Below are 22,751 nucleotides of genomic sequence, written 5' to 3'. Positions count from 1 at the left end.
GTCACCGCGTTTGACACCGTCGGTCGAGCGACACCACCCCGCCCGAATCGCGCGCTCGAGGTCGGTCACTTCCGGAACCGAACGACCGCCACTCGTTTGTATCAAGTAGTTGGATATTCGTGTCAATTAAGTACTCGGCTGCTAACGATTTGGATATGATAGCCGAGGGGGAGGACCGTTCGCGAGGGTGGGTGGTCTCCGTTTTCATGGCGGTGTTGGTCGTTCTGGCCACCGTGACGGCTCCCGTCAGCGTCGCCGGTTCGAGCGTCGCCGATTCGTGTCGAGAAATCAACGGGCACAGGTACTGTCTCGTCGACGTCTGGACCGAACAGGGAACCGTCGCGCCGGGTCAGTCGGTGAACGTCCACGCCGTCGTGGAGAATCGTGGCTCGAAGCAAGGGAGCATCAGTACCTATCTGGGTATCCGGCGGCCCGACGGGAGTAAGACGTATCCCAGCGGCGACAAGGCGTACGATATCGCCGTCGGGGAGCGGGTAAGGCTCGACTACACAGCCGAGATTCCCAGCGATGCGCCGGAAGGCGACTACGAACTGACGGTCGACGTCTGGACGGGTAACGACGCCGAGATGTTCGACACGTCGGGGTGGCTCCAGCAGTTCAGTGTCGAAGAACCGACGATCGACGCCGTCACCAGCACGGACGCTGCGGGCACGTACGCGCCCGGCGAAGACGTTCCAATCGACGTGACCGTCGAGAACACGGGTGATACGACCCACGAGTTCTACGTCGACGCCAGCCTCCAGCGGCCGAACGGCGATTGGGTCACCGGCGAAGGCACGACTGTCGAATTACGCCCCGGTGCCCAGCAGACCGTCACCCTCGACGCCACGGTGCCCGACGACGCCGACGAGGGGAGCTACACCGTCGGGTCCGCCGTTTTCTACAGCAGCGCGAAGGACGAGCGGTTCGGTGGTAGCCAAGAGCGCGACGCGTTCGTCGTCGACGAGCCGACGACCGACGCCGCCGTCACGGCGACTACCGCCAGCGGTACATACACACCCGGTGAGAGGGTGCCCATCGACGTGACAGTCGAGAACACCGGTGACACGACCCACGAGTTCTACGTCGACGCCAGTCTCCAGCGGCCGAACGGCGACTGGGTCACCGGCGAGGGGACGACCGTCGGGCTCCGACCGGGTGCCCAGCAGACCGTCACGCTCGACGCCACCGTACCCGACGGCGCCGACGAGGGGAGCTACACCGTCGGATCTGGCGTCTTCCACAGCAGCGCGAAGGACGAACGGTACGACTACGGGTCCGAGCGTGACGCGGTCACGGTCGACGAACCGACCACCGCGGCAGCCATCGTCGGTCAGACCGTCGACGGTGGCACGTTCCGACCGGGCGAGACCGTGCCGATGGAAGTCACAGTCGAGAACACCGGTGACACGACCCACGAGTTCTACGTCGACGCCAGCCTCCAGCGGCCGAACGGCGACTGGGTCACCGGCGAGGCGGCAACGCCGCGACTCTCCCCGGGCGAGCGAGAGGCGGTCGCTCTCGAGGTCCGACTGCCCGATGACGCGGACGAGGGGACCTACGGTGCGGGAAGCGCTATCTACCGCACCAGTCGCAAGACCGACCGATACGACGGGTACGGCGTCGCCGACGCGTTCGTCGTCGACGAACCGACGACCGACGCCGCTATCACCCACACCGACGCTGGCGGTACCTATGCGCCCGGAGAGAACGTTCCGATCGACGTAACGGTCGAGAACACGGGTGAGACGACCCGCGATTTCTACGTCGACGCCAGTCTCCAGCGCCCGAACGGCAACTGGGTCACCGGTGAAGGCACGACCGTCGGACTCAGACCGGGTGCCCAGAGAACGGTCACACTCGACGCCACCGTACCCGACGACGCTGCCGAAGGCAGGTACACCGTCGGCGCGGGTGTGTTCCGGTCGAGTAACAAGGACGAGAAGTTCGGCGGTGACGAAGAGCGCGATGCATTCGTCGTCGAGGAACCGACGACCGACGCCGCCATCACTACCACCGACGCTGGCGGTACGTACGCGCCAGGTGAGAGGGTGCCCGTCGACGTGACCGTCGAGAACACGGGAGACACGACTCACGAGTTCTACGTCGACGCCAGCCTCCAACGGCCCAACGGAGATTGGGTCACCGGCGAAGGCACGACCGTCGAATTACGCCCCGGTGCCCAGCAGACCGTCACGCTCGACGCCACGGTGCCCGACGATGCCAGCGAGGGCAGTTACACCGTCGGATCAGCCGTCTTCCGATCGGACGCCAAGGACGAGCGGTTCGGTGGCAGCGAAGAACGCGACGCGTTCGTCGTCGAGGAACCGACGGCCAGCGTGACCATCGTCGAACAAACTGTTACAGGACAGTCGTTCGGCCCGGGGGAACAAGTCCCGGTCGAAGTGACGCTCGCGAACGACGGTCGCGCAGGGGCGTCGTTCTACGCCGACGCCAGTCTGCGACTCCCCGATGGCATCTGGGTCGCCGGGGAAGGTCGGGTGGTCGAGCTATCACCAAACAGCGAGCGGACGGTGACGCTCGACGTGGTGCTCCCCGACGACGCGCCGGCCGGTGAATACGACGCGGGCACCGCAGTCTATCGCTCCGCGGCGACGGACGAGCGAGTGGACGAGTCGACGCTCACCAACGCGTTCGACGTATCGGGAACCACCAACGTCGTGGTCGTCGACCACGAGATTCCGACTGGGACGTACTACCGAGGCGAGACGATACCGGGGTCGGTGACCGTCGAGAACACCGGCACGGCGACGGCGACGCTCGGGGTGCGATTCGCACTCGAAGGCGTCCAGACGCGTGAGAGCGGTGAGCGGGCCGTCCGTGACGTGGACCTCCGTCCGGGCGAGCGGCGGACAATAGCGGTCGACAGCACCGTTCCGGACGACGCGCCTTCCGGGTCTTACGACGGCGTGCTCACGGTCGAACGCATCGCCGATAGCGGGCGTGTCGACCGAATCGAGACGCTTCGCTCACAGGACGACATCACGATTTCGTCCGACACCGTCACCATCGAGTCGGTCGACGTGACACCGGACCGAGTCGTTCCCGGCGATTCGACGACAGTTGCGGTCACGCTCGCGAGCGCTGGAGCGCAGGCGACGGACGTCACGGTACGAGTCGCACTCGGCGAGCGAACCGCCTCGCGAACCGTCGCTGTCCCGGAGTCTGACACCCGGACGGTCGCAGTCGAGCTGACGGCCCCGTCCGATGGGCTGCGCGAACTGGCGGTCGAAGCATCGCCCGAGCGTGGGCAGACAGTCACCTACACCCGCACGCTGGCCACCGCGAACGCCACCCTTAGCGGCGTGGTCGTCGACGCCAGCGGCGCGCCCGTCACTGACGCGACAGTCACAGTAGATGGACGCGAGACCGGCGTCGACCGAAGCGGGCAGTTCCGTCTCGCTGATGTGCCAGCCGGGACGGTCACCCTCGAAGTCGTTGCCAGCGGCGTGGCGACGACGCGTTCGGTGACACTCGAATCGGGCTCGGATCGTTCGGTCGAGATACAGACCGGGGCCTCGGGTTCGATCCGTGCTGTCGACGCGCCTCCGACGTACACCGTCGGCGAGCCAATCTCGATACCGGTCACCATCCGAAACGACGCGGCTTCAGAGGCGACGTTTACGCTCGACTTCAACGACTCCGGGGCCAGTACGCTGGAAGTCCGCCCAGTCACTGTCCCGCCGGGGGAGACGAGACGCGTCACGCGCGAAGTCGTCCTCGACGAAGGGGCTGGTGACCAGACCATCGGTGTCGAACTCCGCAGCGAAGACGGGACTGTGGTCGACGAGCGATCGGTGACCGTAACGGAAGCGCCGACGCTGGTGCAGGTCACCGTCGTCACTCCTAGTGGCGACCCCGTCGCTGGTGCGGACCTCGGCCTCGGACTCACGGGACCGAAACCACACACGACCAACGACGCGGGCATCGTGACGATTCCGCTGACGCCGCCGTCGACGACGTTCAGTGCGGATGACGGGCCAGTCGATAGCTGGACGACGATGATCCAGTACGCGGTTGAGGGATACGGCGTCGACGACATCAAGCGAGTCGACGTTCGTCGCGGTGCGACGACGCGAGCGACTATCGAGCTACCTTCTCGCTCACAGATGGGCGGGCGCGTCACCGCCGACGGGGAGCGACTCACCGACGTCGAGGTGTTCGTCGGCGACGAATCGGCCTACGTCGACCAGAACGGACGGTTCGAAATCGACGAGGGACTCTCGCCGGGGCGCTACTACGTCCGGGTCAAGAAGAACGACGAGGTCGTTCTGAACACGATTACGTCCCTCGAGAAGGGATACACGAACGTCCACCTCGAAGTGCCGGCGTCGCGCTACGAATCGGCGACGGGACTCGACAACTACGTCCGAAGCGTCGTCGATGAGGCCTTCAGAGACGACGGTACCGCGATGGTACGTGACGAAATATACGGCGAGGTCACGGAGGCAGACATGACCGTCCCCTCGAGTGGAGGTTCGGAATATTTCGTCGCCGACGACGGAAGCTACTACACGTCCGGTCCGTGTGCCTGGTACAACTCCGAGGACCAATGTGAGGCTTCGAAGGTCACGGAAGGCGGGACCGAATCGACCAGCCGCGCGCTCAACGAGGGGGTCGTCTCGGGGTTCATCTACGGCGGTGAGGAGACGATAAACGGGTTCAAACAGCTGCTCAAACCCATCGAGTATCTCAGCCAACTGTTCACGTTGGCCATGGAAATCATCCGTGATCTGGGGTTGATCGAGGAACTCATGGCCGCGATTCCACAGCAGATCAACGAGGCCCAACGCACCGACAATCCGTACGACGCTGGGAAAGTGGAGAACGAGACGTTCGCCAACGGCTGGTACGGCGGGTACGGATCGTTCCTCCTCGTCTCGAGTGTCGCGTCCAGCGGCGCTGCGAGCGCGACGAGCAAAGCGTTCTCCACCTCCTCGAAGTTCAGTAAGGTCGCGAACAAGGCCAGCGACCTCTCGAAATCGGCGAAGCAACGGGCGTTCCGCCGACAGACGGACGGGCGCAGCGATATCGGAGACGCGCCCGACGCGCTGGACGACCTCGACCCTGAGAAGCGCGAACAACTCGGCGAACTCCGACGCTCCGGGGACCTCAACAGCTATCTCGCCGCCACCGGCGAGCAGGGCGCGACGTTACTGAACCGCCTCGACGGGCCGACTGCCACTCGCACAGTCCGACAGTACAACGCGGGTCGACTCGACGGCGACGCCATCCGGCGGACCAACCGACTCCTCGACAGCGGTGACATGGATCAGGCAGATGTCCAACGCCTGCTCGGGATACTGGAGACGAAGGCCGACGACCCGCTCGTCGATCAGGACCTGACGGCGGACGACCTGCTGAAGATAGCGGACAGCGGCGGAAACATCCAAGAAGCTGTCGTGGTGACGAAACGAGGCGGCGAACCGAAATGGATTCCCGAGGGGTCCGAGCAAAAGGGTATGGCCCACATCGAGGGCCGTCACATCGACGGCGAGTTGGGCACCAACAAGCCGACCGACTTCTTCCCGGTCGGACAGCGCATCACTAGAGACGGAGTAACCAAGCGATTGGACGCAAAGCTCTCACGCGAGGAAGTCAAGCGACTCATCGCACGGACGATACGGGACGGAGATATCGATACCAGCGACGATGGTCCAGGGGTAGTGTACACGCTCGACCCCGAGGACTATCCCGGCGAGTACGATATCGGGACTATCAGAGTCGTTACCGGGCCGGACGGGGACGTGATCACTGCGTATCCCAAGTCCGAAAGACCGACGGCAGACTGGAGCCCAGAGACTGGGTGGAACATTGATTGAGCGAAGTCTGTCTTTCGAGTACGACATCCAGTACGGCGACCAGTTCCAGGAGCAAGTATCTGCGGGCGACCCCAATCCACTGACCGGCATTCGCGTTCTCGTCGGTGGCCAAGACCTCGGCGGAGCATCGGGAAAAACCGATACGTACCATGTTGACGATTATGTCCACTACAATCTGGCAAACATACTACAGAAACTCAAGAACGCTGTCACAAGCGGTGAAAGAGAGGAAGCAACATTCTACGCGACGAATGTGACACTCGCACTGATTCCGGAGGACGACGCCATCCACATCGGGCTCTTCCGCGGGTCAGACATTGCATCCGCCATTTCCAGCTCCGAGCTGGTAGCGGTTCCCCGAGACACGATCGTCCGCGAATTCGCTCGGGCGACTGAGGAGTTCATACGGACCTGTGAATCGATAAACCCGGAGTTGCGTGGTTGTGACGAATTCGAACGGCTGTCTGCCCTCGTTTCGGAACTCTCGGAACTGTGAGCGAGCACAGCGCGCCGACTGAGCACTGTCGGTACGGCTATTCGGCGTCGAAATCGTTGCGCATGGTGACGAACAGTCGCTCGACCATCTCATCGTCGTATTCGTCGCCGGAGACCGCAACGTAGAACACGACGTTGGAGTGGCGCTGATAGAGGCCGACGGTCCGCAGTCCACGGTCGTTTTGGAACCGGACCGCCGTGGCGGTCTCCGATTGCGTCACGTCGCGTGTCTGGACAGTGCCGCCGTTCTCGTCGATCTGTTCGAGGTGTGTCTGGAGCCACCCGGCCGCATCCGCTTCCGCATCGTACACCGCTACCGAGGCGAAGACGTAGGCCGTTCGAGTATCGCCCTCGCCCGAAAAGGCCCGCTCGTGCAGTAACTGGACCCCGCGTTCTTCCATCCGGACGTAGGTCTCACCGGTCGCTTGCTCGCGGCGATCGAGTGTGTCGCCAACGACCGAGAACTCGTCCGGAAGCTCTGACAGGGAGACTTGCATGCGCTCGGTATCGATGTTGTCCGGCGAGAACGTGGTGTCGGTCGTGGCGGTCGAGGGCGTCGCATCGCTACTCGTCGATTCCCCCTCCTCGCGGGTGGGTTCGGTCGGGCCCAGTTGATCCGAGTCGTCGGTCGCTGTCGTAGTTCGATCGGGACGGTCAGTAGTGGGTATGTTCGTCTCTCCCGACGACTGCTCGAACAACTGACTGCAGCCAGAGAGGAGCAACAGAACGACCAGTAGCGTGACGATTCGCATATCCAGGCATGCATTCATGTCGGCTAAAATGTGCCGACTGACTGTCGTATGTTTCACGAGGGCCGATCACACCCAGACTGCATGACGTCGGGAGAATGGTTTCCCGGTCACCTCGTAGTCACCGGAACAGCACGGTGGGGCGGCGGGCGGCGTCGGCGACCGACTGCCCGTCCTCGATAGCCGGGAGGCGAAGCGTCGCCACAGTCCCGTCGTCTCCCGCGAGTTGGAACGACCCGCCGTACTGCGTGACGATCCAGTTGACCAGCCACAGACCGAGTCCCGTCCCGTGCTGGAGGGGCGTCTCCTCGCCCGTCTCGACGACTGTCGCCTCTATCTCGGGAATGCCCGGGCCGTCGTCCGCGACTGCGATTTCGACCCACTCGCCGTCCCGCCGGACGCGAACATCGACCGCAGTGTCGGACGACGGGGCGTGTTCGAGCGCGTTCGTCACCAGTTCCGAGACGGCGCGCTCGATTTCTCGGCCCACACAGACGCCGCAGTCTGCGTCGACGTCGACGCGAACCGTCGCCTCGGGGAATCGCTCGCGGTGCGCCTCGGCGACCGTCTCGACGATGTCGCACGGCCACAGTCGCTCGGGCTTGCGGTCCCGTCGGGCGTAGGTTTCGAGTTCGTGGGCGCGTTCGCTCAGCGCGACCAACCGCTTGACGGGGCGGCGGATACCCGATACCACGTCGACATCCTCCGGCCGTTCCTCGACGAACTCGGTATAGCCGTGGATGACCGTCAGTTCGTTCCGGAGATTGTGCCGGAGGACGCGGTTCAGCAGGCCGATGAGTTGGGCCGTCCGCTTGCGGTCGGTCACGTCCTGCTGGAAGCCGACGTAGTGGGTGGTCACGCCGTCGTCGTTCGCTATCGGCGTGACGGTGACGCGGCTCCAGAAGGGGGTCCCGTCACGTCTGTAATTGACCAGTTCCGTCGTGACCGACCGGGAGTTCTCGATGCCGTCCCGGAGCGTCGCGACGGCCTCGGGGTCGGTCTCCGGCCCCTGCAGGATACGGCAGTTGCGCCCCCGAATCTGCGACGCCGTGTAGCCCGTGACCGTCTCGAACGCGCGGTTAGCGTAGATAATCTCGTTGTCCGGCGTCGTCGCGTCCGCGATGGTTATCGGCATCTCCGCCTCGTCCATCGCTCGGGTCTGCATCCGGAGTCGCGCCTCCCGGTCGCGGCGGTCCGTCACGTCGCGGCCGACGCCCTGTATCGCGGTGACTTCGCCGTCCTCGACGACCGGCGTCGCGTTCACCTCCACGACCACGTCGCTCCCGTCGCGGTGTGCGAACGTGAGTTGGAGTCCCTGGACCGCCTCCCCGGCGAGGACGCGTTCGTACGCGTCGACGGCGGCGACGGACGCGACCGGCCGGAGGTACGTCGTGAACTCGTCGCCGACGAGCGTCTCGGGGTCGTACCCGAGGACGTGCTCAGCCGCCTGCGAGACGTAGGTGAACCGTCCCCCCGCACCCACCTGAAAGAGAACGTCGAAACTCGTCTCCGCGATGCCCGCCAAGCGGCGCTTCTCCGCGCGGAGTTCGGCGGTCCGCTCCTCGCGCAGGCGCTCGTGCTCCCGGCGTTCGATGGCCTGGCCGACCAGTCCGGCGAGCAGTTCGACGAACAGTTCCTCGGCCTCGGAAAACGGCGTCGCTCGCGGGTCGGCGTCGGCGAAGCAGACCGTGCCGTACACCTCGCCGTCGGCGGTCACCGGACACCCGATGTACGACCCGAGGCCGAACGCGTCGTAGGCCGCCTCCGAGACCGCCGCCGACGCCTGTGCGTCCTGCACGCTCAGGTGGCCGTCGGTGGCGACGGTCCGCCGACAGTACGCCTCCTCCAGCGGACACTGCTGTCCGGGCCGGATACCGTCGTGGTCGCCGACGGCGTATTCGATGTGCTGTGTCCCGTCGTGAATCCGCGTCAGAAACCCCAACTCGACGCTCAGTCGGCGAGTGCCCGCCGTGAGCGCCGTCTCGACCGCGTCTCCGAACGCGCGGGTTCGGTCGGCGAACGCCTCGTACACCTGCTCCCGGGCGTCGGACTGCGCTCGGGATTGCGACTCCTCAGTCATAGTCCGTCCGTGGTATCGACGGTAACTCAGGACTCCAGCCGTATGATTCTATGGGGAGAGCGTGCGAAATTAGATAGTTCAGCAGTCGCTGCGTCCGGGGGTCGCGGCCGACTCACGCCGACGGAAGGGTGTCCTCGTCGACGCCGACCGATGCGAACAGCGAGCGGAGTCGTGCGTTCATACCGAGAGGGGTTCGCAACGGGCAAAAGTGTGACTCGGCCAACAGTATCGAGACGACGGTGCCTGGCCGATAAGGTGTGCGTACTAGTACCATGTTACAGTGTCGTTTGTGCCACGGTGAGCTTTCTCACACAAACAATTATTATGTATTAGCAGTAAGATGAAACTGTCATGGCGACACGCCAGCAGACACCGACGACGTACCACACGTGCACCTGCGGTGAGCAGTTCGAGACGACGGAGGCCCTCCTCGAACACGCACGAGAGGCACACGGACTCAGCGTATTCTGACTGGCATCGCGGTCCCGCTTCGAACGTTCTCGGGAGCGACCGCTACGAGTGCGTGTCCACGTCCGGGCGGACGCTGAAGCGGGCGTATCCCCCGTGCGAGAGGTCCAGCGCCCCCAACCACCAGTTCCATCGCTCGACGAGCGAGTAGCCCTCGGGGGCGTCCCGCAGGTTGTCGAGGACGGTGTCGACGGTCAGTTCGCCGTCGAAGTCGGCGTCGAACTGCCCCGCCTCGGCCAAGTCCCGGGCTTGCCGCGCGACGACGCTCACCGGTTCGTCCGCGCCGTCGAACGCCTCGCGCAGCGCCGCTTCGAGTTCCTGTCTGTCCACACTCGTACTCGGGGACGCAGATTATTCAATCCACGGTCGAGGACCGCCGAGCGCCGCGGCTATCCGGGCGGGCATCGAAAGAATACAGAGATGCGAAGGCGGCTTAGTTGCCCTTCTCCACGGCTCCCGACGGTCGCCGTTTCGATTCGAGGCTTCGTGCGCTACGCGTACTCAGCCTCGCCTTTCTCTGCGAGAAGGGAACTACGACCTCGCGCTGAAACGCTCGGTGGCTTAGTTGCCCTTCTCGATGGGCGCGCCGACGAGGTTGCCCCACTCGGTCCACGACCCGTCGTAGTTGATGGCGTCGTCGTAGCCGAGCAGTTCGTGGAGCGCGAACCAGGCGACGGAGGAGCGCTCGCCGATGCGGCAGTAGGCGACGACGGTAGAGTCACCGTCGATGCCTTCCTCGGCGTAGAGTGCTTCGAGTTCGTCGCGGGTCTTGAACGTGCCGTCGTCGTTGGTCACGGCCGCCCACGAGATGTTCTTCGCGCCGGGGACGTGGCCGCCGCGCTGGGCCGTCTCCTGCAGTCCCGGGGGTGCGAGAATCTCGCCGGAGAACTCCTCGGGCGAGCGAACGTCGACGAGGGGCAGTTCGCGCTCGATGGCGTTCTCGACGTCCTCGCGGTAGGCGCGGAGGGACTCGCGCGGTCCGGCCGCCTCGTAGTCGACGGCGTCGAACTCGGGCACTTCGTCGGTGAGTTCGTAGTCGTTCTCGACCCAGTACTCGCGGCCGCCGTCGAGCAGTTTCACGTCGTCGTGACCGTAGTACTTGAACTGCCAGTAGGTGTAGGCGGCGAACCAGTTGGAGTTGTCACCGTACAGGACGACGGTGGAGTCCTCGCTGATGCCGTGCGAACCCAGCAGGTCCTCGAAGTCCTCTTTCGTGAGGATGTCGCGTGTGGTCTGGTCCTGCAGTTGTGTCTCCCAGTTGAAGCCGATGGCACCGGGGATGTGGCTCTCGTCGTACAGTTCCGTGTCGACGTCCACCTCTACGAGACGGTGGGCGGCGTCGTCGCTCTGGAACTCGTCCAGATGCTCGCTGACCCAGTCGGCCGAGACGAGCACGTCGTTGGCGTAATCAGTCATTGTGCGTTATCCCATTGGGTTACCACCCATATATTACCACGAATGGCGGCATGTACGGCCACTCCTCCCCCCTGACGGCATATGTTGCCCCTACTACACGACTGTGTCACGTGACCGAATATCACGGCCGCTATCCCAACACGGGGAGGGCGAGCGCACTGTCACCCTTCGTCTGTCCCGCGGAGATATATTCGGCAACAGTTGCCGCCACCTTCGACCGCCCGTGATGCGAGTCTTCAAGCGGGCGGAGCGGAAACGGGCGGCCAATGACAGATATCGTCTCCGCGTCGTGGGTCGCCGACAACCTGGCGGACCTGCGACTCGTCGACGTGCGCGACGGGTGGGAGTACGACGGCCTCGGCCACCTGCCGGGTGCGGTGAGCGTCCCGTTCGACCGGTTCCGGACCGGGTCCGGCGGCGAGGGGATGTTGCCGAGCGAGTCCGAGTGGGCCAACCTACTCGGCGAGGCGGGCATCACCGCCGACAGCGACGTCCTCGCCTACGACGACCATCACGGCGTCTTCGCCGCGCGCTTTCTCGTGACGGCGGAACTGCTGGGACACGACCCCGCGAATCTCCACTTACTCGACGGCGACTTCTCCAGTTGGCAACTCGAACGCGAGACGACGAGCGAAGCGCCCGAAATCGACCCGACGACGTACGCCGTCTCGCCGCCCGAGGCGACGCCGCTGGTCGACGCCGACGCTGTCGCCGCGGCCACGGACGACCCCGACGCCGTCGTCGTCGACACCCGCGAGGACGAGGAGTACGCAGCGGGCCACATCCCCGGTGCGGTCCTCTTGGACTGGCGGGAACTCGTCGACGACGAGACCCGCGGCCTGCTCCCGCGCGAGGACGCCCTCTCGGTCCTCGAATCGGTGGGCGTCGTCCCCGAGAAGCGCGTCGTCCTCTACTGCAACACCGCCCGGCGCATCAGCCACACCTACGTCGTTCTCCGGCATCTGGGCTTCGAGAACGTCGCGTTCTACGAGGGAAGCCTGACAGCGTGGGAGGCCGAGGACCGACCGCTGGAGACGGGCGGAGTCGGGGAGTAATCACCCGCGCTGGCCGCCGTCATCGTCGACGAGCACTTGCTCTTCCGGCCCGCGCTCGGCGGCCAACAGGTCCGCCGCCTCGACCAACATGGCCACGAGGACCGGTCCGGCGATGAACCCGACCAGCCCCAGCGACAGCACCCCGCCGGTGAAGCCCACGAAGTAGAGGCTGGCGGGCATCCCGGTCGTGTATCGGGCGAGTCGGGGCCGGATGACGGCGTCGGGGAGGAAGCCGACGAGAACGAGGCCGAGGACGGCGATGAGCACCGCCCCGACCACGTCGCCCACGACCACCTCCGCGGCGGCGATGGCGAGGACGACGACGCTCGGGCCGACGACGGGGATGAACTGGAGGATGCCCGCGACGACGGCCAGCGCGAACGCCCCCCGATACCCCAACACCGCGAAGACGGCCCACGCGACGAGGAAGGTGCCGAAGGCCGTCGCCGCCTGCAAGACGTAGATGGCGTACAGCGTCCCGCGCAGGCGTTCGTGAAACCGCGTTACCACGTCGTGGTACTGCTGTGGGATGGTCCGGTACACCACCCGCCCCGGAGCGCTCGGCCGCCACAGCATCGCGTAGACGAGGATGGTGAACAGGACGACTTTCAGTGCGATGATGGGCGTCTCGCTGGCGAGGCCGACCGCCACGTCGGCGAGGACGGTCCGCGCGCCCACCAGCGTCGACTGGATGTCGACGGTGTACCGCATCTCCCCGAACGCGATAGTGATGGTCTCCGGCAGTTCGAGCAAGAAGCGAAAGAGGTCGCGTCGTCGCAGGTACAGCACCGCCACCGGCGGGACGAGGATAGCCGACCCGCCGACGAACGCGATGACCGTCGTCAGGCCCGCGGCGACGCGTTTCGGAAGTCCCTGGTCGACGAACCACGCCGAGAGCGGGAACAGGACGTACGCGACGGTGATGGCGAAGAAGACGGTCGCTAAGACGCTGAACAGCAGGACCGTGGTGAGACTGCCCAAAAGGACGAGCAGACCGGCGAGTACGTACCGCCGCTGTCGAGTGACCACGGCCTGAATTTCCAATCGGACGGGAAAAACGTTCCTACAACTGACAATTCAGCGAAACGAATCAGACGACGCCGACGGTGACCAGCGTGCCGTACTCCCGGTAGCGTTCGACCATCGCCTCGCGGGTCTCCCAGTCGTCGGTCGGGAACTCGCTGGCGGGCGGAATCTCGATGTCGCGGTCGGGGACGTTGTCCTGGACCGCGACCGAGAGGCCCGCCTCCCGGAAGGCCCGGCGGTACTCGGCGGCGCTCCAGCGAGTCATCGGCACGTCGACGAGGTCGTCCCACGCGTGCGAGTGCACGTTCTCCTCGTAGTAGTTCACGGCGCAGTGGAACGTGCCGCCGGGGCGCAGGACGCGGGCCACCTCGCCGAGGACGGCGTGAGGGTCGCTCGCGTAGTAGAACGCCTCCATCGAGAAGCAGTGGTCGACGCTGTCGGACTCGAACGGGAGGCGTTCGAAGTCCCCGACGAGAAAGCCCACGTCGGGGTCGTCGGTGTACGACCGCGCGTTCTCGGCCATCGCCGGCGAGGCGTCGATACCGTAGGCCCGACCCGCGTCCTTCGTCTCCTTGAGGGCGCGGCCCGCGTACCCGCTGCCACACCCCAAGTCGAGGACGGTGTCGCCCGCTTCGACGGGCATCCGCGCGAGGACGTGTTTGGCCGTGTGCCAGTGGCGGTCCTCCATCCCGCGGTCTTTCCCGCGGGCCGCCCAGTCGTCGAACTCGTCGCTGACGCTCATGGTCTCAGTGCGTCGGGGCCGGCCAAACACCCTTCGATGGGCGACGAGGCGAGAACGTTATCCGACAGGACGGACGAGAGACAGGTATGCGACGCCGCCGCCGCTATCGAGTCGCGGACACCGCCCAGCAGGTCGTGGGAGGATTCCTGCTGGCTGGCCCGTTCGTCGTCACCGAGGAGGTGTGGGTGCTGGCGGCGAATATGACGACGTACCACGCCGGACTCGTCGCCACCATCGTCTTCGCCATCGGCTACGGGGCACTGTACAAGGCCGACGTGGACCGGGACATCGACCGAGAGGCCGAAGTCGGCGGCGTCCCCGTCCGCTTCGTCTCGCTGATGACCGTCTCCTTCGGGTCGGTGGCCGTCCTCGCGATGGTGTTCACCGCACCCGAGGCGTTCCTCGTCGAGGGCGGTATCCTCCCCGACCCGACGACAACGGAACTCGCCGTGACGACGCTGAAAGCCGTCTCCGTCGGCGCGATGTTCAGCGTCGTCGGGGCCGCGACGGCGGACAGCGTGTTCTGACGATACCCGCAGACTTAATGACTGTCGCCCCGCTTTGGCGCGTATATGGAGTATACGCTGGCCATCGACAACACGCCAGACACCGTCGAGGGCGGGACCGGTATCCTCTTGTTGCACCCGAGTACCGGCGAGACGGACCGACTGGACACGGACTTCCTCTCGACAGACACCGACGCGATGCTGGTCATCTCGACCCGGACGACCGCTCGCGAGGTCAAACAGAAGTTGGAGTACTACGAAGTCGACGAGGACTCGGCGACGATTCTCGACACGCTCTCTGTCGAACGGGGCTACACCCGACGGCAGTCCGAGAACGTCCGCTACGCCTCCGCACCCGACGACACGGCGGGCATCGTCGAGGAGACGGAGGCGTTCCTGCGCGAACACGACGGCAAGCTCCGCGTGAGTTTCGACTCGCTGACCGAACTCATCTACTACGCCGACGAGGAACGGGCGCTCGCGGCCGTCGAGGACATCCTCGAACTCTTAGACCAGTACGACGCCGTCGGGATGTTCCACCTCGCGGAGGGCGTCCACGACGAGGACACCGTCACGGCGTTCCGGGACCTGTTCGACGGCGTCGTCGAACTCGGGGAAGACGGCACCGTCACCAGCGAGTTCTGAGCGGGGTACGCACACGGCGAATTTGGTATGCCACCAATTACCAAAGTGCCAACCATTAAGACGGTATAGCCCGTCATCGACACCTGTATGCCGGAATGCCAGAACTGTGGTAATTTTGTAACGGCGGATTACGCGCGTGTCTTTACGCCAAACGGGGTCGACAAGCCACGGGTCTGCCCGCAGTGCGAAGACAAGATTCGCGACGGGGCCAGCGTCCGGGAGGCCCGGTCGACGCGGCGACGGTAACGGACGTAACCACACCTTTCTCTCTCGAATCGCGGTGGGTCCCGAGCGCCGCGAGCGCCTACGCCGACCGCGCGTCGGCCAACAGGTCTCGCGCCGTCGACAGCACCGCGTCGGCCCGGTCGGCGTCTCTCGCCTCGGCGGTGACCCGAACCAGCGACTGGGTCCCGCTCGCTCGCAGGAGGAACCACGCGTCCCCGAGGTCCACGCGGACGCCGTCTAAGGTCGTCACGTCGTCGTACGTCTCGGCGACTTGCGCTCGAACGCGGTCCATGACCGCGCCCTTCTCGGCAACCTCGACGCTGTCCCGGCGGATGGGGTAGGTCGGCACGTCCGCGAGTCTGTCGGCCAGCGGTCGCTCGGCGTCGAGCGCGACGGCCCGAATCGCCGCCAACGGGCCGTCGGGACACAGCGTCCGGTCGGGCCAAATCCACGCGCCGCTGGGTTCGCCGCCGAAGGCGACGCCCGGTTCGCTGGCCGCCTCCGCGACGTACACGTCACCGACCGGGGTGTACTCCACGTCCACGTCTATCTCCGCGAGGTAGTCCGCGACGGCGAGACTCGTGTCCACGGGGACGGCCACTCGCTCGCCGGGGTCGGCGGCGTCCCGCGCGAACAGCGCCAAGAGAGCGTCGCCGGTCAGATACGTGCCGTCGGCCGCCACCGCTCGCATCCGGTCGGCGTCCCCGTCGTGGGCGATGCCCACGTCGGCGTCCGACTGGGCCACCAGCGTCGCCAGCGACTGGCAGTTCTCCGGCGTCGGTTCGCTCGGGCGGCCCGGGAACGCGCCGTCCTGTTGGGCGTTCAGCGTCTCGACGCGACACCCGAGCGACTGGAGGACGCCGACGGTGACACCCCCGGCCCCGTTGCCCACGTCCACTATCACGTGGCGGTCCAGCGAGTCGCCGTCGACTTCGGCCCGGAGCGCCTCGGCGTGACGGGCGCGGGCGTCCCACGAGTCCAGCGCGCCGACGGCGTCCCACGCGGCAGGGTCGAAGGCGTCGGCGGCGATTCGCTCCTCGATAGTCTCTCGGCGCTCGGTGTCGAACGCCTGTCCGGAGGGTTGCCACAGTTTGAGGCCGTTGTCTTCCGGGGGGTTGTGGCTCGCGGTGACGGAGACGCCCGCGTCGGCGTCGCGCCACCCGACCGCCCGCCCGACCGTCGGCGTCGACGCCACGCCCACGTCGACCACGTCGGTCCCGCTCTCGCGCAGACCAGCGACCAGCGCCGACTGGAGGTACTCGCCGCTCGCACGTGGGTCCCGACCGACGACGACCCGGTCGCTGTCGACGCCCAGCGCTCGCCCGACCGACAGCGCGAGGTCGGCGGTGACCGTCTCGCCCACGGGGCCGCGGATACCGCTCGTCCCGAACAGTGTCATACCCGCAAGGCGTCGGGAGACGGAAAAAACGTATCGGGTCTACGACTCCGGCGACCACTGGCAGGTCGTCCCCGTCGTCAGGTCAGCCTCGTCGATGTGGGCCGAGAGACAGCCGTAGTTACAGAACTGCGCGGTCGGGTCGCCGGCCGGTGTCGGCGAGAGGTACAACGGGTCGTGGTCCTCGACCGAGCACCCGCAGTAGGTACATTCCATAGGCGAGAGAACGGGACCGAGCAACAAACGTTTTGTCCGCGTCCGCGGCATTGCTGGACATGAAACAGGGCGGTTCCGACGCGGCGAAACGCGCGGCGGGCGAGGCGGCGGCCGAGGAAGTGGCGGACGGCATGGTCGTCGGTCTCGGAACGGGGAGCACCGCGGCCCACGCCATCCGGGCCATCGGCCGCCAGGTCGACGCCGGACTCGACGTGGCGGGCGTGCCGACCTCCTTCCAGTCCCGAGAACTCGCCCGCGAGGCGGGCATCCCGCTCGTCGACCTCGACGAGGCGAGCGTCGACCTCGCCATCGACGGGGCCGACGAGGTGGCCGACGGCGACCTCGTGAAAGGCGGCGGGGCGGCCCACGCCCGCGAGAAAATCGTCGACGCGAGCGCCGACCGCTTCCTCGTCGTCGCCGACCCGACCAAAGAGGCCGAGACGCTGTCGTACCCGGTTCCACTCGAAGTGCTCCCGTCCGCCCGGACCACCGTCGCCGAGTCGGTCCGGGACTTCGGCGGCGACCCCGACCTCCGCCGGGCCGAGCGCAAGGACGGGCCGGTCGTCACCGACAACGGCAACCTCGTGCTGGACTGCGCGTTCGGCGAGATTTCCGACCCCGGCGCGCTGGCGGCGGACCTCGCATCGCTCCCGGGCGTCGTCGAACACGGCCTGTTCGTCGGCCTCGCCGACGCCGTCTACGTCGGGACCGAGGACGGGGTCACCGTTCACGAACTGTCGGAATAGGCGGCGCAGTCGCTATCCGGTCGCTCGAAAGAAAGAAAATGGGTGTGGGTGACCGACTTACAGGTCGCGCGGCTGGACCGTCTTCCGGTCGTTCTCCTCGGCGCGTCGGGCTGCGTCGGCGAGCAGCTCTTCGACTTCCGCGTCGAGTGCATCGTAGAAGTCCGAGGCCACGTTCATGTCATCGAGCTCTTCCTTCACGGCGGCTTTGACGATTAGGTCTGCCATACAGGGCATTCTTCCGCAGGGGTTGCTTAAATACTTTCCCCAATGTGATGCCTCTCGCCGGTATTCACGGGGGTTTGAGAGGTTTTTGGCCGAAAGACTCTATATAAACCCCCGTTCGCGAGGCACATATCAGGGTGACGAGTCGATTGATAGACAGAAACCGGCGGGCCGCGGGCCGTCGTCGCCCGCACGCGACGGTCGCGCGCCCGTCACAGACCGACGGATAGGAGTAGGCGGGACGCCGAGGGCCCGACATGCGCGACCTACTCGACGCACTCGCGGCGGGCGACGTGACGCCCGCCGAGGCCGAAGCGGAACTCGCGGGGTACGCCACCAGCGGTGCGGGTCGGTTCGACGCCGCCCGGGAATCCCGGTCGGGCGTCCCCGAGGCCGTACTGGGCGACGGGAAGACGCCGAACGAGATAGCCGACCTCGCGGCGATAGCCATCGAGACGACGGGCCGGGCCATCGTCACGCGTCTCGACGACGCCGACGCCGGGGCCGTCCGCCGGGAACTCGCCGGTGAGGAACCAGAGGCCACGGTGCGGTGGTCCGACCGGTCGAACTGGCTGGTCGCCACAGCCCCCGATTTCGAGCGACCCGACCTCGATGCCGCCGTCGGCGTCGTCACCGCGGGCACGTCCGACGCCGTTCCCGCGGGCGAGGCGGCGATGATAGCCGAGGAAATCGGCGCGACGGTGACGCGAATCGACGACGTGGGCGTCGCCAGCCTCGAACGCACCGTCGACGCCGTTGCCCGACTGCGAGACCAAGACGTGCTCATCGTCGCCGCCGGACGGGAGGGCGCGCTTCCGACGGTGGTCGCCGGACTGGTCGACACCCCGGTCATCGCCCTGCCTGTCTCGACGGGGTACGGCCACGGCGGCGAGGGCGAGGCCGCCCTCTCGGGACTCCTCCAGTCGTGTACCGCCCTCACGGTGGTCAACATCGACGCGGGGTTCACGGCGGGGACTCAAGCGGGCCTCATCGCCAGACGACTCGACGACGCGCGGGCCGACGATGCGTAGCACCGGACGTGTAATTGGGCGAGAATACCCACACATTTGGGTAAACGAATATGCCTCTGGCACCCCTCGATATGAACGTCGGCGGTGGTGTCGCCGACGAACACGATGCCTGAATGTGACCATTGCGGCGCGCACGTCTCAGACCAGTTCGCCCGTGTGTTCGCTGACGAGCGCGGACACATCAGGGCCTGCCCGAACTGCTCGGCAAACGCTGGCATTGCCGAGGTGTCACGAGAGCGCGCCCACCAAGTGTGAGGCCCACTGGGCCGCCCGCATCGTGCGATGACCACCACGCGGAGCCCTGTTCACTACGCCTACGTGCTGCGGTGTAGTGACGGAAGCTTTTACACCGGCTACACGACCGACGTACAGCGCCGGGTGCGTGAACACGACACCGGCGACGGGGCGAAATACACCCGTGGCCGGACGCCAGTCGAACTCGTCCACGTCGAGCGCTTCGAGTCGAAGTCGGCGGCGATGAGCCGCGAGTACGAGATAAAACAGCTCTCCCGAGACCAGAAGGAGTCGCTAGTGGCGGGGAGCGACAGCCCCGACGTGTCCGGCGACGGGTGATTTTTTCACCGCCCCCCGCGACGTGTCGCGCATGGACGAAGACGACGCCGCGGCGATAGCGTTCGGGACCGACGGGTGGCGAGCGACACTCGACGAGTTCACCGCACCGCGCGTGCGCATGGTCGGGCAGGCCGTCGCGACGACGCTCCGAGAGCGGGACGAGTCGGGAACGGTCGCCGTCGGCTACGACGCCCGCGAGACGTCCCGCGGGTTCGCCGAGGAACTCTCCCGGGTGCTGTGTGCCAACGGCTTCGACGTGCTGCTCCCCGAACGAGACACGCCGACGCCCGTCGTCGCGTGGACCGTCAAAGAGCGCGGACTGCTCGGGGCGCTCCAGATTACCGCGAGCCACAACCCGCCGGAGTACAACGGCGTGAAGTTCATCCCGAACACGGGTGCGCCCGGCCTCCCCGAGACGACCGGCGACATCGTCGAGAACCTCGGGGACCCGACCGCCCTCCCCGAGGAGGAGTGGGGCGAGGTCACCGAGACAGACCTCGTCGCCGACTACGCCGACCACGCCGTCGCGTACGTCGACGCCGACCTCTCGGGCCTCTCGGTCGCCTACGACGCGATGCACGGGAGCGGTCGCGGCGTCACCGACGCGCTCCTCTCGCGGGCGGGCGCGGACGTGACCTCGCTCCGCGACCAGCAGGACCCCGAGTTCGGCGGGGGGTCACCCGAACCGGCCGCCGAGAACGTCGAGGAACTGGTCGAGCGCGTCCAGTCGGGCGACGCGGCGCTGGGCGTCGTCAACGACGGCGACGCCGACCGCATCGGCGTCGTCACGCCCGAGCGCGGCTATCTGGACCCGAACCTCTTCTTCGCGGCCGTCTACGACTATCTGCTCGAAACGCGCGACGGCGACGTGGTGCGGACCGTCTCCACGTCCAGCATCGTCGACCGAGTGGCCGAAGCGCACGGGCAGTCGGTGTACGAGACGGCCGTCGGGTTCAAGTGGGTCGCCGAGTCGATGGGCGACCACGACACCCTGATGGGTGGCGAGGAGTCGGGCGGGTTCGGCCTCACCGACCACCTCCGCAACAAGGACGGCGTGTTGCTGGCGCTGCTGGCGGCGGCCGCCGAAGACGAGGAATCGCTTGACAGTCGCGTCGACCGTCTGCTGGACGAACACGGCGAGATTCACCAGAACAAGGTCAGCGTCGACTGCCCCGACGACCGGAAAGCCGCCGTCCTCGACGCGCTAGAGGACGAACTCCCCGACTCGCTCGCGGGCGTCGACGTGGACGGAATCAACACCGTCGACGGGTTCAAAGTCCGGTTGGCCGACGGGACGTGGGTGCTGATTCGCCCCTCCGGGACGGAGCCGAAACTGCGGGTCTACGCCGAGGCCGACAGCGACCAGCGCGTGACCGAACTCCTGCGCGCCGGTCGAGAGCTGGTCGTCCCACTCGTTTAACACGCCTGCGCGCGTCCGTCCGGTATGGACCCCGACGTATCGTTCGCCTACACCGAGGGCATGACCGAAGCCGACGTCGAGTCGCGCCTGCGCGAGACGGTCCACGGCGTCCTCGCGCTGGCCGACGACGGCGAGTCGTACGCGATTCCCGTCTTTCACCACTACGAGGACGGGTCGCTGTACTTCCGACTCGGCGAGACGCCCGACAGCGAGAAGGCCGCTTACATCGAGACGACGGCGACGGCCACCTACGTCGTCTACGACGCCGACCCGACGGGCGGCCCGGACGAACAGCGGGGCTGGAGCGTCCTCGCGCGCGGCCCCGTCCGGGCAGTCCCCGAGGACGACCCCGCCTACGACGCGGTCACCATCAACGAGCGGTTCGCCCCCATCCGGGTGTTCGACGAGGCCATCGACGAGATGGAGCTGACCCTCTACGAGCTGCGCATCGAGGAACTGTCGGGCAGGCAGAATTAGGGCGTGGCAGGCGATGTCGCCCGCGTTCGGACCCGACGCCGCTAGTCGGACGGTGGCGAGTCGGCGGCGACGGTACTCCCGATGAGCGCGCGGTAGCCCCGGCGGAGCCGAGAGGCAAAGGCCTGTCGCGAGATGCCGAGTTCGGCGGCGAGTTCCGTCTGGTCGACGCCGCGTTTGTCGTCGTAATACCCACGCTCGAACGCGAGCAAGAGCGCCTCTCGCTGTTCGGGCGTGAGGTCGTACGCAGTGTCCGACCCCGCCTCGGTGAGTTGGCTGATGCGGACGAGCGTCACGTTGACGCCGCTGTCCGCGCAGTGGCGCTGGAACGTCGACAGTTGGCCCAGTTGAGTCGCGCGAATCTCGAAGCGCCAGCCGTCGGCGGACCCGCTTGCGGTGAGGACGGTGACGCCCGTGGCGGCGATGGCCGCCATGATGCCCATGAACTCCGGTTCCCACTCGGCACGGAACAGCCCCTTCGTCCCCGTGTCGACGAGCAGTTCGGCCGACCGGAGTTCCGGTAACTCGGTGAGCAACGCCGTGATGGCCGCCATGTCCGCCCCGGCGTCCGAGACCCAGAAGTACGGCATCACGGTGTCGCCGCTGGGGACGACCCGGTCGAGTTCGAACGTCGCGTCTGGCCGGTCCTCGAACACCCGCCCGAGGGGGAACTCGGTCGCTGGAAGCGTGAAGTCCGCGATGGACGGCATGGTCGGTGCTTCGTGCGCCCCGTCCTTAATCCTCGGTCAGACGTACCGGCCGGTCGAATAGCTCGGTTACGAATCCCGTTCACCGCGCCAGCGTCCGGCCTCGTCGGCGCGCTCGATGTCGAATCCCAGCCCCTCGTAGAACGGGCGCACGTCGGCGTCGAAGTCGGCGGTCAGCCGTTCGCGTCGGTCGGCCGCCGCCTCGACCAGCGCCGTCCCGATACCCTGTCCCCGCCGTCGTCGCCGGACCGCGACGGCGACGATGTGCTCGCCGTCGAGCACGACCGCTCCCAGCACGCGCTCGCCGTTCTCGGAGACGGCGACGAGGGTGCCGTCGTCGGCGATACCGGCCCGCACCGTCTCGACGTCGATAGACAGCGCCGCGCCGTCGAGGACGTTCATCGCGTCGGGCAGGTCGGAGACGGTGGCCTCGCGGACGTACATGGTCACTCAGGCGGGGCGCGTCATCCGCCCTTGATGAGGCGAACGACGCGCACGTGGTCGCTCTCGACCGGTTGGTTCGTCGGCACCGTCCGGTCGTCGACCAGCACCGACACCTCGTGTGGCGAGAGCGAGAGCGGCGCGAGGAGGTCGGCGTAGGTGGCATCGTCGCCGACGGTGAGTTCGTGCGTCTCCTCGCCGGCCACCTCGACGGTGACGTTCATGCGTGACCGTACCGGGATTGGCGGCTTGAGTGTGTCGGCTACGGGCGGCGC

24 protein-coding genes are annotated in these 22,751 nt (G+C 66.5%); 12 read left to right on the top strand and 12 right to left on the bottom strand.

The window, feature by feature from the left end; translation table 11 throughout:
• Nucleotides 1–155: 155 nt before the first annotated feature.
• Nucleotides 156–5,843, top strand: a complete 5,688-nt coding sequence (locus NJQ44_RS02070; RefSeq protein WP_254273023.1) for an NEW3 domain-containing protein — start codon at nt 156–158, stop codon at nt 5,841–5,843.
• Nucleotides 5,836–6,339 (top strand): hypothetical protein, encoded by a 504-nt coding sequence (locus tag NJQ44_RS02065; protein WP_254273022.1) that lies wholly within the window; start codon nt 5,836–5,838, stop codon nt 6,337–6,339. The genes NJQ44_RS02070 and NJQ44_RS02065 overlap by 8 nt, the downstream gene beginning before the upstream one ends.
• A 37-nt stretch (nt 6,340–6,376) precedes the next feature.
• Here NJQ44_RS02065 and NJQ44_RS02060 read toward each other — a convergent pair whose 3' ends face one another.
• The 4 genes from NJQ44_RS02060 to NJQ44_RS02045 form a co-directional block, all read right to left on the bottom strand.
• A complete protein-coding gene (locus tag NJQ44_RS02060) occupies nt 6,377–7,090 on the bottom strand; it encodes a hypothetical protein (protein WP_254273021.1) in 714 nt (237 codons plus the stop codon).
• A 118-nt stretch (nt 7,091–7,208) separates the two neighbouring features.
• Complete coding sequence (locus NJQ44_RS02055) at nt 7,209–9,167, bottom strand: PAS domain S-box protein (RefSeq protein WP_254273020.1); 1,959 nt, start codon at nt 9,165–9,167, stop codon at nt 7,209–7,211.
• A 513-nt stretch (nt 9,168–9,680) separates the two neighbouring features.
• Nucleotides 9,681–9,965, bottom strand: coding sequence for a WNWW family protein (locus tag NJQ44_RS02050; RefSeq protein WP_254273019.1), 285 nt, complete (start codon nt 9,963–9,965; stop codon nt 9,681–9,683).
• A gap of 231 nt (nt 9,966–10,196) precedes the next feature.
• Complete coding sequence (locus NJQ44_RS02045) at nt 10,197–11,051, bottom strand: sulfurtransferase (protein ID WP_254273018.1); 855 nt, start codon at nt 11,049–11,051, stop codon at nt 10,197–10,199.
• A gap of 266 nt (nt 11,052–11,317) precedes the next feature.
• Between NJQ44_RS02045 and NJQ44_RS02040 the strand changes: the two genes are divergently transcribed.
• Nucleotides 11,318–12,106 carry a sulfurtransferase gene (locus NJQ44_RS02040; RefSeq protein ID WP_254273017.1) on the top strand — a complete coding sequence of 263 codons (789 nt, stop codon included), beginning with the start codon at nt 11,318–11,320 and terminating at the stop codon, nt 12,104–12,106.
• Here NJQ44_RS02040 and NJQ44_RS02035 read toward each other — a convergent pair whose 3' ends face one another.
• Both NJQ44_RS02035 and NJQ44_RS02030 read right to left on the bottom strand, forming a co-directional pair.
• Nucleotides 12,107–13,135: an AI-2E family transporter gene (locus tag NJQ44_RS02035; protein ID WP_254273016.1), complete on the bottom strand. Its 1,029-nt coding sequence runs from the start codon at nt 13,133–13,135 to the stop codon at nt 12,107–12,109.
• A 61-nt stretch (nt 13,136–13,196) separates the two neighbouring features.
• Nucleotides 13,197–13,874, bottom strand: coding sequence for a class I SAM-dependent methyltransferase (locus tag NJQ44_RS02030; protein WP_254273015.1), 678 nt, complete (start codon nt 13,872–13,874; stop codon nt 13,197–13,199).
• Between the two features lie 86 nt (nt 13,875–13,960).
• Between NJQ44_RS02030 and NJQ44_RS02025 the strand changes: the two genes are divergently transcribed.
• The 3 genes from NJQ44_RS02025 to NJQ44_RS19535 all read left to right on the top strand — a co-directional run bounded on the left by NJQ44_RS02025 (nt 13,961) and on the right by NJQ44_RS19535 (nt 15,271).
• Nucleotides 13,961–14,401, top strand: a complete 441-nt coding sequence (locus NJQ44_RS02025) for a DUF2391 family protein (protein ID WP_254273014.1) — start codon at nt 13,961–13,963, stop codon at nt 14,399–14,401.
• Between the two features lie 45 nt (nt 14,402–14,446).
• Nucleotides 14,447–15,025, top strand: a complete 579-nt coding sequence (locus NJQ44_RS02020) for a DUF7090 family protein (protein WP_254273013.1) — start codon at nt 14,447–14,449, stop codon at nt 15,023–15,025.
• Nucleotides 15,026–15,112: 87 nt separating this feature from the next.
• Nucleotides 15,113–15,271, top strand: coding sequence for a DUF7563 family protein (locus tag NJQ44_RS19535; RefSeq protein WP_431357780.1), 159 nt, complete (start codon nt 15,113–15,115; stop codon nt 15,269–15,271).
• A 58-nt stretch (nt 15,272–15,329) separates the two neighbouring features.
• On the opposite strand, the gene glmM is transcribed toward NJQ44_RS19535, so the two are convergent.
• Nucleotides 15,330–16,649 carry a phosphoglucosamine mutase gene (gene glmM / locus NJQ44_RS02015; RefSeq protein WP_254273012.1) on the bottom strand — a complete coding sequence of 440 codons (1,320 nt, stop codon included), beginning with the start codon at nt 16,647–16,649 and terminating at the stop codon, nt 15,330–15,332.
• A gap of 39 nt (nt 16,650–16,688) precedes the next feature.
• Nucleotides 16,689–16,862: a hypothetical protein gene (locus NJQ44_RS02010; protein ID WP_254273011.1), complete on the bottom strand. Its 174-nt coding sequence runs from the start codon at nt 16,860–16,862 to the stop codon at nt 16,689–16,691.
• A 59-nt stretch (nt 16,863–16,921) separates the two neighbouring features.
• On the opposite strand from NJQ44_RS02010, the gene rpiA reads away from it, so the two are divergent.
• Complete coding sequence (gene rpiA / locus NJQ44_RS02005; RefSeq protein WP_254273010.1) at nt 16,922–17,608, top strand: ribose-5-phosphate isomerase RpiA; 687 nt, start codon at nt 16,922–16,924, stop codon at nt 17,606–17,608.
• A 57-nt stretch (nt 17,609–17,665) separates the two neighbouring features.
• On the opposite strand, the gene NJQ44_RS02000 is transcribed toward rpiA, so the two are convergent.
• Complete coding sequence (locus NJQ44_RS02000) at nt 17,666–17,833, bottom strand: DUF1931 domain-containing protein (protein WP_220617743.1); 168 nt, start codon at nt 17,831–17,833, stop codon at nt 17,666–17,668.
• Between the two features lie 254 nt (nt 17,834–18,087).
• On the opposite strand from NJQ44_RS02000, the gene larB reads away from it, so the two are divergent.
• The 5 genes from larB (at nt 18,088) to NJQ44_RS01980 (ending at nt 21,331) form a co-directional block, all read left to right on the top strand.
• Nucleotides 18,088–18,861: a nickel pincer cofactor biosynthesis protein LarB gene (larB, locus tag NJQ44_RS01995; protein WP_254273009.1), complete on the top strand. Its 774-nt coding sequence runs from the start codon at nt 18,088–18,090 to the stop codon at nt 18,859–18,861.
• A gap of 105 nt (nt 18,862–18,966) precedes the next feature.
• On the top strand, nt 18,967–19,116 hold the full coding sequence (locus NJQ44_RS19530) for a DUF7563 family protein (RefSeq protein WP_166967749.1): 150 nt from the start codon (nt 18,967–18,969) through the stop codon (nt 19,114–19,116).
• A 27-nt stretch (nt 19,117–19,143) separates the two neighbouring features.
• Nucleotides 19,144–19,434: a GIY-YIG nuclease family protein gene (locus NJQ44_RS01990; protein WP_254273008.1), complete on the top strand. Its 291-nt coding sequence runs from the start codon at nt 19,144–19,146 to the stop codon at nt 19,432–19,434.
• Nucleotides 19,435–19,465: 31 nt separating this feature from the next.
• Nucleotides 19,466–20,854 (top strand): phosphoglucomutase/phosphomannomutase family protein, encoded by a 1,389-nt coding sequence (locus tag NJQ44_RS01985; RefSeq protein ID WP_254273007.1) that lies wholly within the window; start codon nt 19,466–19,468, stop codon nt 20,852–20,854.
• Nucleotides 20,855–20,878: 24 nt separating this feature from the next.
• A complete protein-coding gene (locus tag NJQ44_RS01980) occupies nt 20,879–21,331 on the top strand; it encodes a pyridoxamine 5'-phosphate oxidase family protein (protein ID WP_254273006.1) in 453 nt (150 codons plus the stop codon).
• A gap of 41 nt (nt 21,332–21,372) precedes the next feature.
• Here the strand turns inward: NJQ44_RS01980 and NJQ44_RS01975 are convergent, their stop codons facing one another.
• The 3 genes from NJQ44_RS01975 to samp2 all read right to left on the bottom strand — a co-directional run bounded on the left by NJQ44_RS01975 (nt 21,373) and on the right by samp2 (nt 22,700).
• Nucleotides 21,373–22,038: a helix-turn-helix domain-containing protein gene (locus tag NJQ44_RS01975; RefSeq protein ID WP_254273005.1), complete on the bottom strand. Its 666-nt coding sequence runs from the start codon at nt 22,036–22,038 to the stop codon at nt 21,373–21,375.
• A 66-nt stretch (nt 22,039–22,104) separates the two neighbouring features.
• Complete coding sequence (locus NJQ44_RS01970; RefSeq protein ID WP_254273004.1) at nt 22,105–22,479, bottom strand: GNAT family N-acetyltransferase; 375 nt, start codon at nt 22,477–22,479, stop codon at nt 22,105–22,107.
• A 20-nt stretch (nt 22,480–22,499) separates the two neighbouring features.
• On the bottom strand, nt 22,500–22,700 hold the full coding sequence (gene samp2, locus NJQ44_RS01965) for a ubiquitin-like small modifier protein SAMP2 (protein WP_254273003.1): 201 nt from the start codon (nt 22,698–22,700) through the stop codon (nt 22,500–22,502).
• Between the last annotated feature and the right edge of the window lie 51 nt (nt 22,701–22,751).

It is taken from the genome of Haloarcula marina (assembly GCF_024218775.1).
GTDB lineage: Archaea > Halobacteriota > Halobacteria > Halobacteriales > Haloarculaceae > Haloarcula > Haloarcula marina.
The sequence above is the reverse complement of the archived record's forward strand: the minus strand, read 5'-3'. Positions and strand labels throughout refer to the sequence as shown.